General features: G+C 41.1%; 8 protein-coding genes. 2 read left to right on the plus strand and 6 right to left on the minus strand.

Features of this window, described 5'->3' with window-relative positions:
* Positions 1-71: 71 nt before the first annotated feature.
* Positions 72-1,955 (plus strand): molecular chaperone HtpG, encoded by a 1,884-nt coding sequence (gene htpG, locus AC1DYB_RS16960; protein WP_477436679.1) that lies wholly within the window; start codon positions 72-74, stop codon positions 1,953-1,955.
* Positions 1,956-2,081: 126 nt separating this feature from the next.
* A complete protein-coding gene (locus AC1DYB_RS16965) occupies positions 2,082-2,606 on the plus strand; it encodes a DUF4251 domain-containing protein (protein ID WP_477436681.1) in 525 nt (174 codons plus the stop codon).
* Between the two features lie 52 nt (positions 2,607-2,658).
* Here AC1DYB_RS16965 and eutC read toward each other — a convergent pair whose 3' ends face one another.
* The 6 genes from eutC to AC1DYB_RS16995 all read right to left on the minus strand — a co-directional run bounded on the left by eutC (position 2,659) and on the right by AC1DYB_RS16995 (position 11,791).
* Positions 2,659-3,411, minus strand: a complete 753-nt coding sequence (gene eutC, locus AC1DYB_RS16970) for an ethanolamine ammonia-lyase subunit EutC (protein ID WP_477436683.1) — start codon at positions 3,409-3,411, stop codon at positions 2,659-2,661.
* 45 nt (positions 3,412-3,456) lie between these two features.
* Entirely contained in the window at positions 3,457-4,833 is a 1,377-nt protein-coding gene (locus AC1DYB_RS16975; protein WP_477436685.1) for an ethanolamine ammonia-lyase subunit EutB, read from the minus strand.
* Positions 4,834-4,877: 44 nt separating this feature from the next.
* A complete protein-coding gene (gene eat / locus AC1DYB_RS16980) occupies positions 4,878-6,224 on the minus strand; it encodes an ethanolamine permease (RefSeq protein ID WP_477436687.1) in 1,347 nt (448 codons plus the stop codon).
* A gap of 176 nt (positions 6,225-6,400) precedes the next feature.
* On the minus strand, positions 6,401-7,333 hold the full coding sequence (locus AC1DYB_RS16985) for a sugar phosphate isomerase/epimerase family protein (RefSeq protein WP_477436690.1): 933 nt from the start codon (positions 7,331-7,333) through the stop codon (positions 6,401-6,403).
* Between the two features lie 199 nt (positions 7,334-7,532).
* A complete protein-coding gene (locus AC1DYB_RS16990) occupies positions 7,533-10,154 on the minus strand; it encodes an MGH1-like glycoside hydrolase domain-containing protein (protein ID WP_477436692.1) in 2,622 nt (873 codons plus the stop codon).
* A 197-nt stretch (positions 10,155-10,351) separates the two neighbouring features.
* Complete coding sequence (locus AC1DYB_RS16995) at positions 10,352-11,791, minus strand: NADH-quinone oxidoreductase subunit N (RefSeq protein WP_477436694.1); 1,440 nt, start codon at positions 11,789-11,791, stop codon at positions 10,352-10,354.
* Positions 11,792-11,794: the final 3 nt, after the last annotated feature.

Genomic DNA, 11,794 nt, shown 5'->3' on the forward strand with positions numbered 1-11,794 from the left:
TTGCCCGCTTTGGAACATGCATTGATGGTTGCAGGTAGAAATTAATATTAATCCATTCATATATCAATATTATGCAAGAAAAAGGCAGCATTTCAATCCACACCGAAAACATTTTTCCGATAATTAAGAAATTTCTTTACTCAGATAATGAGATATTTTTGCGAGAGCTGGTATCAAACGCTGTAGATGCTACCCAAAAAATTAAACGCCTGGCCTCTTTAGGCCAATACAATGGCGAACTTGGCGATCTGCGCGTTGAAGTTGCATTTGACGAGGTTAAGAAAACCATCACCATATCCGACAATGGTTTGGGTATGACCGCCGAAGAAATTAAAAAATACATCAACCAGATAGCATTCTCGGGCGCTACTGAGTTTATGGAGAAATTTAAAGAAGCTAAAGATGCCAATGAGATCATAGGTAGATTTGGTTTAGGCTTTTATTCTGCCTTTATGGTTGCTGATAAGGTTGAAATTCAAACCCTATCATACCAGGAAGGCGCTGAGCCAGCTTACTGGGTTTGTGATGGCAGTACCGAATTTGAAATTGGCGAAGGTGTATTAGCCGAACGCGGTACAGAGATCACCCTATACATCAACAGCGAATCTGAAGAGTTCCTGAGCAAATACAAACTACAGGAAATCCTTGATAAATACTGTAAATTTTTACCTGTTCCAATTAAATTCGGCACCAAAACCGAATCTGTTGAGGATGGCGTTGATGAAGAAGGAAAACCAAAATACATGGATATTGAGGTTGATAACATCATAAACGATACCAACCCAATTTGGACTAAAGCCCCTTCAGAGTTAAAAGATGAGGATTACCTTAACTTTTACAAACAACTTTATCCATTCAGCGAAGATCCTTTATTCTGGATCCATTTAAATGTGGATTATCCGTTTAACCTTACAGGCGTATTGTACTTCCCTAAGCTGAAGAACGACTTCGAGATATCAAAAAACAAAATCAAATTATTCTCCCGCCAGGTATTTATTACCGATGAGGTAAAAGATATTGTTCCTGAGTTTTTAATGCTATTACATGGTGTAATTGATTCACCAGATATTCCGTTGAACGTTTCAAGAAGCTTTTTACAGGCCGACAGTAACGTTAAGAAAATTAACAGTTACATCACCAAAAAAGTAGCTGATAAATTGTCAGATCTGTTTAAAGCCGACCGCAAAGCTTATGAAGAAAAATGGACCGATATTGGCCTGTTTGTAAAATACGGCATGGTAAGCGAAGACAAATTCTATGATAAAGCAAAAGACTTTGTTTTGGTGACCAATACCCAAAAAGAGAACTTCACTTTACCTGAATATAAAGAGAAAGTTGAAGCTATTCAAACAGATAAAGATGGTCAGTTGGTTTACATTTACACCAATGATCCTGCAAAACAAGATTCGTTTATACAATCGGCCAATAAAAAAGGTTATGATGTGTTGGTGATGAACTCGCCAATTGATAATCATTTCATTAGTCAGCTGGAGCAAAAGTTGGAGAAGACATCGATGAAACGCGTTGATGCTGATGTTGCCGATAAGCTGATTAAAAAAGATGAAGCGCCAGAGTCTGTTTTAACCGATGAGCAGTCAACTAAGGTAAAAGATATCTTTAATAAATCAATTAACAAACCAGCATATAACGTTCAATTAGAGAGCCTTAACCCTGATGAGTTACCTGTTACTGTAACCATGGACGAATTTATGCGTCGTATGAAAGACATGGCAGCTATGGGTGGTGGTATGGGCTTTTATGGCAACATGCCTGATAATTACAAGGTAATTGTAAACAGCAACCATAAACTGATCAGCCGCATATTGCAGGAACAGAACGAAGAAGTGCAAGCCCAATTGTCAAAACAAGCGTTTGATCTTGCATTGCTTTCGCAAGGACTATTAACAGGCGCCGAACTGACCGAGTTTGTGAATCGCAGCGTTAACCTGATATAATTTTAAAAGCTCAAATAATTCAAAGCCATCCGCAAAAACGGATGGCTTTTTTGTTAAAAGAATATTTAAATTTGATATGAATTAAACTTAAGTAAACCTTTACCGTCAAACCTTAAATCATTTATTATGAAAGCGCTACATAAAATATTAATACTATTTACCTTCGTTTTTATTGGCGGCCAAATGGCTAATGCTCAAAACACGCATAAGGATAAAAAGGCGGCCCATATAGCCGAAATAAAAGCCCTTGTTGAATCTCAAAACTTCTTATTTAATGCTAACTATGCAATCCCTTCAAGAGGTGGCAGCAGATCTTTAACATCAGAGTACGATTTTACTGTTGCAAAGGATACCATAATATCCTATCTGCCTTATTTTGGCCGGGCATATACCGCGCCCCCATACGGATCAAGCGAGGGTGGGATCAAATTCACCAATACACATTTTACTTACGTTGTAAAACCTGGTAAAAAAAGCGGCTGGGCAATAACTATTAAACCAACCAATAAAAATATTAGTGATTTTAGGGATATCCAATCAATGTACCTCAATATAAGCGAAGATGGTTATGCCTCACTACAGGTGATTAGCAGCAACCGCGATCCTATTTCATTTAACGGCACCATTGAAAAAAGACCGGTGAAAAAATGAGCTGAAGGTATAAAGCAGAGAGCTTCGCAATTTATTAAAGCGCTTTCTGCTTTTAGCCAATCAATCCGGCATTATCTTTTAAATTCACACCAGATAGCTTCAGTTTAAATGCTTCGCTGATAAGGTAAAAAATCTTCCTGGCAGCTTTTTTATAGGTCAAACCCTTTGGGCGGATGTTTGATACGCAATTCCTCGTTTCATCGGTAAGACCAGGTTTGGGTTTATAAGTAAGATATGCTCCCACACTGTCTGCCGAACTAAGCCCCGGACGTTCGCCTATCAGCACAAGGGATAATTGAGCTTTAAGTTTATAGCCAATATCATCACCTATAGCTACCCTTCCCTGTTCTACCAGGCTAATTGGGGCTAACTTAAATTCGCTTTGGGATAGCAAGGGTATAAGCTCCTTTAGTAAACCAATAGTATTCTCATTTACAGCTGTTGCCGAAAGGCCATCAACTATGATGATAGCCACATCGGTATGGACAAAATAATCATCCAATTGATCTGACGAAACCTCGTTAAGCTTTCGGCCAAAATCAGGTCGTTGTAAATACTGTTGACGGTTGTGCACCTGGCTATGCAGGCAGATTACAGGTACCTCAAAAGGTTTAAGTGACTCTATTAATTGACTGATATCCAATTCGGAATAGACAGCATCACGCGCATGAGCATGAGCCAGTTTAAAATCTAAAGACTGTTTTAGCGGAATACTTGTACCTACCCGCCCAATAGCGATGCGTGCAGATGTAAATTCCTGCAACGCTTTTAATGGCTCTATCTCTTGTGGGAGGTTTCTTTTCATTTTAAAATTCAAAATTGGCAATCACCATTGGCCTTTACCCTTGCATCAAACCATGGCGCCAAGTAAGCCATGTGATGAATTTACCGGTAGCATATTACCCTTATCATCAACAATACCCTGCTTAATTAACCACAGTTCAAACTCAGGAGCCGGTTTAAGTCCGAGTACTTTACGCAGGTATAATGCATCATGAAAAGATGTTGATTGATAGTTAAGCATAATATCATCGGCACCGGGTATACCCATTATAAAATTACAACCTGCTACGCCCAATAGGGTAAGCAGGTTATCCATATCATCCTGGTCGGCTTCGGCATGGTTAGTATAACAAACGTCGCATCCCATGGGTAGCCCTAATAATTTTCCGCAAAAATGGTCTTCTAAGGCCGCACGGATAATTTGCTTGCCATCATATAAATATTCGGGGCCTATAAAACCCACCACCGTATTCACCAATAAAGGTTTAAATTTCCGGGCAACAGCATAAGCCCGAACCTCGCAGGTTTGTTGATCTACGCCGAAATTTGCATTAGCTGATAACGCACTACCCTGCCCTGTTTCAAAGTACATTACATTATCGCCAATAGTTCCACGATGGAGAGATAGCGTAGCCTGATACGCTTCTCCAATTAAATTCAGGTTGATACCAAAACTTGAATTGGCCTTTTCTGTGCCTGCTATTGATTGAAAGCAGAGGTCAACAGGAGCTCCTTCATTTATCAACTGCAAAGTTGTAGTAATATGCCCCAATACGCATGTTTGTGTCGGAATCTCGAACTGGTGCCTGATATTATCCATCAACTTCAACAAATTGCTTACCGCCGCCGGACTATCAGTGGCCGGGTTAATACCAATTGTGGCATCACCGCTTCCATAAAGCAAGCCATCAATAATACTGGCTGCAACACCTTTAGGATCATCAGTTGGATGATTGGGTTGCAAGCGTGTACTGAAACGCCCATTTAACCCAATCGTGTTCCGAAAGCTGGTAACTACTTCGCACTTTTTTGCTATCGCGATCAAGTCCTGGTTACGCATCAGTTTGGATACGGCCGCCACCATTTCAGGCGTAAGGCCTGTTGAGATATTGGTCAGTGTTACTGTATCAGTTTCATCGCTAAGAAGCCAGTCACGAAGTTCACCAACTGTTAAATGCCCTATTTGATCAAATGCAATAACATCATGGTCATCGATAATTAAACGCGTGATCTCATCCTGCTCATAAGGAACAACCGCTTCATTCAAAAACGTTTTTAAAGGCACATCTGCCAACGTGATCTGGGCTGCGACTCTTTCCTCATAACTTCCGGCGCACACGCCTGCAAGCTCATCTCCCGAACGATAAGGTGACGCTTTGCCCAACAAAGTTTTCAAATCTGGAAACTTATAAACTTTGTTACGTATGGTATGGCGATAAGACATTAAATTGGTTATTAATTCAATTGTTGATTGATCTATACATGGTACTATCCGGCTTCAGTAAACACTGGAGCGGTCATCATTTCGTCTGTAAGCGCAACTTTATGTTTACCCATCAGCACAAAAACCAAAATTACCAAGGCTAAGCCGGCAAAGAATATGAGGCTCATCTCTCCATTAAAATACATGGTAGCTATCAAGCATATGACACAAATAACAAGTGCAATAGCCGGAAAAATGGGATAGTAAGGTGCGGCAAAAGGTCTATCCAGGTTGGGTTCTTTTTTTCGTAATATAAACAGGCTGATCATGCTCATCATGTACATTACCACGGCGCCGAGTACGGATAACATAATAATTTGATCAGTTTTAAATTTGTAAATAAAAATTGAGCTTACTATTCCACCAACAATAAGCGCCCAATGCGGTGTTTTAAAACGATGGTTAATACTTGCTAATCCGCGGGGTAAATAACCACTTCTCGCCATGGCAAATATTTGCCTTGATGAGGCCAAAATGATACCATGCAGCGACGCTATCAGACCAAACAAACCAATGCTTGCAAATATTTTTGTTAGCCCGTTTCCTTTACCCAGTACAATTCCTATAGCTTCAGGCAGTGGATAATCAAGGCTTTTTAGCTTGTGCCAGTCGGTTACTCCGCCTGTAAGGATCATCACCCCCAACGCCAAAAACACCAGAGTAGCAATGGCCGAAATATACCCTCTCGGAATATTCTTTTTAGGATCTTTAACCTCTTCGGCTACCATAGCTACACCTTCAATGGCCAAATAAAACCAAACCGCGAAGGGCAAAGCTGCAAATACTCCGCTCCACCCAAAAGGCATAGGATCGGTTAAGTAGGTAGTCATTTTAAAATGAGGAGAAACAACACCCATGTAAAGCAGCAGTTCTGCAACCGCTAACAAGGTAATGAAAATGGAAAAAGTGGCTGATTCCTTTACGCCGTATGCATTAAGAATAATGAAAGCAACATTAAAAAGCATGGCGGTATGCAAAACTGGGATATCATTATTCAGAAAATGAAGATATGTGCCAAGGGCCACAGCAATTGCCGGTGTGGCCACTAAAAAATCTACAAGGGTTGCGTAGCCTGCAATTAATCCACCAAACGGCCCCATGGCTCTATAGGCATAAGCAAAAGCCCCGCCCGCATGAGGAATTGAAGTAGTAAGTTCTGTATAGCTGAAAATGAAGGTGATATACATTACCGTAATCACCAAAGTGGCTATCAAAAGCCCAACAGTACCCGATACGGCCCAGCCGAGGTTCCAGCCGAAATATTCCCCCGAGATCACTAACCCCACAGCAATTGCCCAAAGGTGAACGGGCTTTAAAACTCTTTTTAATTGCTCTGCCGGGGTTGCTGCCATATGCTTTATAATGTTTTATTTGCCGCCTTAAGATACTTAAAGACCGGCTTAAATCAAAATGAGCACATGTTATGGAATTGTTAAGTAGTTAAACGTGTTCTAAATCGCCACTTTTGGGGCGATTTAGAACACGTTTCTTTAAATTTTTACTCCTTACACAAGGTTTGAATGAGCACTTACACTTTCAAATTACTTTTCAAAAACCCAATGCTACTGGTAATACTTGCAAGCGGATCTTTTGGCCCATCATGCTCTACAAAAAAGTGTTGCATTCCTGCAGATTTTGCCGCTGCAAAAATTGGTTTAAAATCTATAGTACCACTGCCAACAGGCAATATCGTTGTACGGCTGGCGTCCAGGTCTTTCACGTGCCATAGCGGGAAACGGCCGGGATGCTGTTTAAACATTTCGACGGGATCTTTACCCGCTTTTACTGCCCAGGCAAGATCGAGTTCCATTTTTACATTTTGGGAGTCGGTTTCACTAAGAAGCATATCATAAGGCACTTTACCATCAACAGGATGAAATTCCATATCATGGTTATGGTATGCAAATTGAATCCCTACCTTTTTAGCAGCCTCCCCTGTTTTGTTAAGCACCTCTATAGTTGATTTTACTTCTTCTATTGTTGCCGTTGGGGAATTAGCGCATACCAGGTATTTTATCCCGCCGGCAGCTGCATCGTCAACAAGTTCCTGCATATTATCGCGCAGGTTTTTCATTGGTGGGATCACCATTGGTTTGCCATCGGCGCCATTAGGTAGTTTTGTCCCCGGAGGAAGTTTAAACGGAGCACCTAAAACATGGTGCGAGGTCCAGTTCATACCAAGGTCATTCACCATGCCTTTAAACTCTGTAGGTGTCATACCATAGTATCCCCCTTTTTTGCTAAAGGCCGATTCCATGTCTTTATACCCCAGAGATGCTATTTTAGAAAGTGTGCCTTTTACATCTTCGTCTATAACACCGAAAAACGTATATAGCTGCAAGCCTACCGCATGCGGAGCTGCCATATTACTTAATAAAGATGCTGCTTTTCCTGATAAGGCAAGGCCGCCAAGCACCAATGCACCTGTGCTTTGGATAAATTTTCTCCTGTTGTAATTCATGCTTATAATTTAGTTTTATTGTGGTACAGTAAATCTAAATAATAATAATCAGCAAATTAAAACTTATTGTGTCTTTTTTACACATTAAATTTACAGGAGAGTTTTTCAAGTATAAGTCCTTATACCCGACCAGTTTCAGGATCGTAAGGGACGGGCTACTTCTGTGCTGTGCGTTTGCGGACGGCTGTGCCGAAAGTAATCAGCATAACGGTTCATTTTTCTTACTCCTGCGTAAACAAATTGCAATTAGGCCAGTCCAGCCGGTTTGGTGAGATGCACCGGCGCCACGCCCGTTGTCACCATCAAAAAATTCATAAAAAAGTAAGTGATCTTTAAAGTGGGGATCGGTTTGCATTTTTTGATTGGTACCAAAAAGTGGTCGGTTTCCTTTTTCGTCCCGTAAAAACAATTTGGATACCCGCAGATACAGTTCATTAGCTACTTCAGAAAGGTTCATGAAGTTACCAGATCCTGTTGGGCACTCCACTTTGAAATCATCACCATAATATTGGTGAAAGCGGTGTAAACTATCAATAATTAAATAGTTTATGGGCATCCAGATGGGCCCGCGCCAGTTACTGTTGCCGCCAAAAAGACCACTATCACTTTCGGCAGGAGTATAACCAATACCAAAATCAACACCATTCACAGCAATTTTAAATGGATTATCCTGATGATATTTAGATAGCGAGCGAATACCATACTCACTTAAAAACTCCTTCTCATCCAGCATATATTTCAGCAAAGATTTCATGCGGTATCCACGCAACAAGCTTATAAGATGCTTTCCGTCGCAATTTTTTTCATTCCAGCGCGAAACCAGCGATGCAAGGTCCGGTCGTTTTTCGGCAAACCATTTAAGGCGCTCTTTAAATATAGGACTATCAGTTATATCGGCTTCTTCCAAAACCTCTGTTGCAAACAGCGGGATAAGCCCTACAATACTTCTGACCCTCATTTTGATCGATCCATCGTTAGGAAACCGGATCTGATCGTAAAAGAAACCATCCTGCTCATCCCAAAGGCCTTCATTGTTTTCACCGAGGTTTGACATCGCACCCACGATATAGATAAAATGTTCAAAAAACTTAGAGGCGATATCCTCATATGCTTTATCAGTTGCGGCAAGTTCGGTAGCAATCCGCAATAAATTAAGCGAGTACATAGCCATCCAGCTGGTACCATCCGCCTGCTCCAGGTGTTGGCCAGATGGAAGTTGAGTATTCCTGTCGAACACGCCAATGTTGTCCATACCAAGAAAACCACCTTCAAAAATATTATTACCCTGGGCATCCTTACGGTTTACCCACCAGGTAAAATTGAGCATCAGTTTATGGAATATCCTTTCCAGGAAATAGGTATCACCTTTACCATTGTTGGCCAATTTATCAGTTTTATACACGTGCCAGGTTACCATGGCGTGTACCGGTGGGTTCACATCTCCATAATCCCATTCATAAGCCGGTAATTGTCCGTTTGGGTGCATATACCAATCCCGGGTAAGTAAAACCAGTTGATTTTTAGCAAAAGCCATATCAATCGCAGCCAAAGGCAGGCAATGAAATGCAAGATCCCATGCCGCAAACCAAGGGTACTCCCATTTATCAGGCATGGATATCACATCTTTAGTATTAAGGTGCCTCCATTTATGGTTACGTGCATCTTCTCTATTGGCGGGCGGTTCTGGCTGCGAAGGATCGCCGTTTAGCCATTGGCGAACATCAGTGTAGTAGAATTGCTTATTCCACAGCATGCCGGCAAATGCCTGTCGTTGAATGAGGCACCTATCAACATCATTCTTGTTACTGTGAATGTCATTATAGAACTGATCGGCTTCAGTTAGGCGGGTATTAAAAACCTCATCAAAATCCTCAAAGCTATAATTGGCATCCGGCGAAAGTCTTAACCTGATGGTTACACTTTGTTTTGCGGCGATATCAATATCATAATTCACAGCCGCTTTTGTACCCGTATTTTTAAGATTAATGGTATCGGCCTTATGTACAATATGATCGTTAATGCCATCTTTATGGTATTGAAGTCCGCTATCAAAATTGTACAGGCGTTTCATGTTGGTTTCATTATCGCAGAACAAAACCTGGGGGTTGCCTTCCGTGTGGAGCCAAAGCTGACCAAGATCTTTATGAAACACCTCAGTTGTACCGTTGCCAGATGCTGTGATATGCGGTTTATAATCATCATAGCCCCAACTCCAGGTGTTACGGAACCATAAGGTAGGCATTACATTAAGCGCTGCACTGGCATCGCCCCGGTTATGCACCGTGATCTTAATCAGGATGTCGTCCTGCTCGTTTTTGGCATATTCGGTAAAAACGTCAAAGTATTCATCTTTATCGAAAATTCCGGTATCAATCAATTCAAATTCAGGATCGTTGCGGGTACGGCGTTTATTTTCGTTAACAAGTTCGGCATAAGGAAATTCAGTTTGCGGGTACTTGTAAAGCGTTTTCATGTACGAATGCGTAGGTGTACTATCCAGGTAATAATACAGCTCCTTTACATCTTCACCATGATTTCCCTCGGGGTTACTTAAACCAAAGTAGCGTTCTTTAATGATCGGATCTTTTTTATTCCACAACGCGACGGCAAAACACAAATTTTGCTGCCTATCGCATATACCTGCAATCCCCTCCTCGCCCCAGCGGTAGGCTTTGCTGCGTGCCATATCATGGGTTATATAATTCCAGGCATCACCGCTGGCGCTGTAATCCTCACGTACTGTTCCCCATTGGCGATCACTTACGTAAGGTCCCCATCTTTTCCAGCCTGTATCCTTTAGCCTTGATTGTTCTGCGTTCATTAATGCAAAATAGGTTTAATTATAGAAATTAACAGAATTGCAGAGCATGTTTTACATGAGGGTGAGAAAAACCAAAAATTAGCCTGTAAGCAAAAGTTTTATTGTATTGCTATACAGAGCGTGACATAACAATTAGAAAATAAGCGAAAACCAAGTGCTGTATAAATCATCATGAATTGCGAGTTTCTCACTTCATTCTATTTGAGTTTAAGATACTCCATAAAACCCATCATTCCTGCCGGATAAACCCCAAACCAAATAATTAACAGGCTTAGAACCGATAGAGCTATAATACTTACCATATAAAATACCGGATTTGCTTTTTCTTCTTGAGGTGCAATACTTTTTTGGCCAGCGAACATCGTGGAGATAATCCGGAGATAATAGTACAAGCCAATTACGCTACTCATAACCAGGACAAATGCGGTCACCCAAAATCCCGCCTGAAGCCCAGCTGCCAGTATATAAAATTTACCAACAAAGCCAACTGTGAGCGGTATCCCGGCTAAGGACAGTAAAGCCGAACTAAATATGCAGGCCAAAACAGGGTGTTGCCAAAATAATGCTCTGTAGCTTTCAATATCTTCCGCATCCTTTTCTTTATTGGATAAAACGGTCACAATGCCAAAAGCGGTTAACGTGGTAATAAAATAAGCCATCAGATAAAAACTAACGGCTTTTATACTCATTGTACTGCCAGGGATAAAAGCGACTAACAAGTAACCAAGGTGAGCAATAGACGAATAAGCCAGAATACGTTTCACGTTTTTTTGTTGTACTGCAAGCAGGTTACCCATAATCATTGATGCAATGGCAATACAGATCAGAATAAGCATCACAACCTTAAACCTAAAGCCATCAATCATTATAAAAAAACGGAGCAGCACCGCAAAAACTCCCCCTTTGGAGGCTGTAGCAATAAAGGCGGTTACCGGTGCAGGGGCTCCCTCGTATACATCGGCAGTCCACATATGAAACGGGACTACTGCCAGTTTAAAGCCTATTCCTACTAACATCATTCCCAAACCTGTAAGAAATAGAGGGGATAGTGATTGAACAGAGGTTAGGTGGCTACCAATTATTGAAAAGTCCATGCTTCCGGTTTCCAGGTAAATTAATGCCATCCCGAAAAGAAGAAAGGCCGAAGAAAATGCCGCCAGAACAAGGTATTTAATTCCCGCTTCTATATTATGATGCCTAACCCGCAAATAGGCAATCAGGGCGTATAAACCAACAGTTAGGATTTCGAGCCCGAGGAACAACGAAATAAAATGCTTACTAACTGCCAGCACACAGGCTCCCAGGGTACACAGAAAAAGCAGCACGTAATATTCCTTGGGGCTTTCCTCTTTTTCTTCAAAATAGATATAAGAAAGGATATTGACCACCAAACTTGAAAAAATGATGAGGCCCATAATAAACACCGAAAATCCATCTATAACCAGCAATGGTTCGATGCGGTAAGGAAGCGATTGTTGAATATAAAAAAGTGAAGAAAAGGTGACAGCAAACAAAAGCAAACTACTTAGCTGAATTACGCGGTGACTCAATTTTACTGCAATCAGCAGCATGATCAACACGGAAGAACCGGCAAGTAATAATAATGGCGTAAGAGCAAAGAAATCGTTACCTGACATAGT

It is taken from the genome of Mucilaginibacter sp. P2_A4 (assembly GCF_056405015.1).

What these genes read in the sequence shown, in the direction of transcription:
- htpG (WP_477436679.1), top strand. Translation starts at nt 72, where the DNA reads ATGCAAGAAAAAGGCAGCATTTCAATCCACACCGAAAACATTTTTCCG.
- AC1DYB_RS16965 (WP_477436681.1), top strand. Translation starts at nt 2,082, where the DNA reads ATGAAAGCGCTACATAAAATATTAATACTATTTACCTTCGTTTTTATT.
- eutC (WP_477436683.1), bottom strand. Translation starts at nt 3,411, where the DNA reads ATGAAAAGAAACCTCCCACAAGAGATAGAGCCATTAAAAGCGTTGCAG.
- AC1DYB_RS16975 (WP_477436685.1), bottom strand. Translation starts at nt 4,833, where the DNA reads ATGTCTTATCGCCATACCATACGTAACAAAGTTTATAAGTTTCCAGAT.
- eat (WP_477436687.1), bottom strand. Translation starts at nt 6,224, where the DNA reads ATGGCAGCAACCCCGGCAGAGCAATTAAAAAGAGTTTTAAAGCCCGTT.
- AC1DYB_RS16985 (WP_477436690.1), bottom strand. Translation starts at nt 7,333, where the DNA reads ATGAATTACAACAGGAGAAAATTTATCCAAAGCACAGGTGCATTGGTG.
- AC1DYB_RS16990 (WP_477436692.1), bottom strand. Translation starts at nt 10,154, where the DNA reads ATGAACGCAGAACAATCAAGGCTAAAGGATACAGGCTGGAAAAGATGG.
- AC1DYB_RS16995 (WP_477436694.1), bottom strand. Translation starts at nt 11,791, where the DNA reads ATGTCAGGTAACGATTTCTTTGCTCTTACGCCATTATTATTACTTGCC.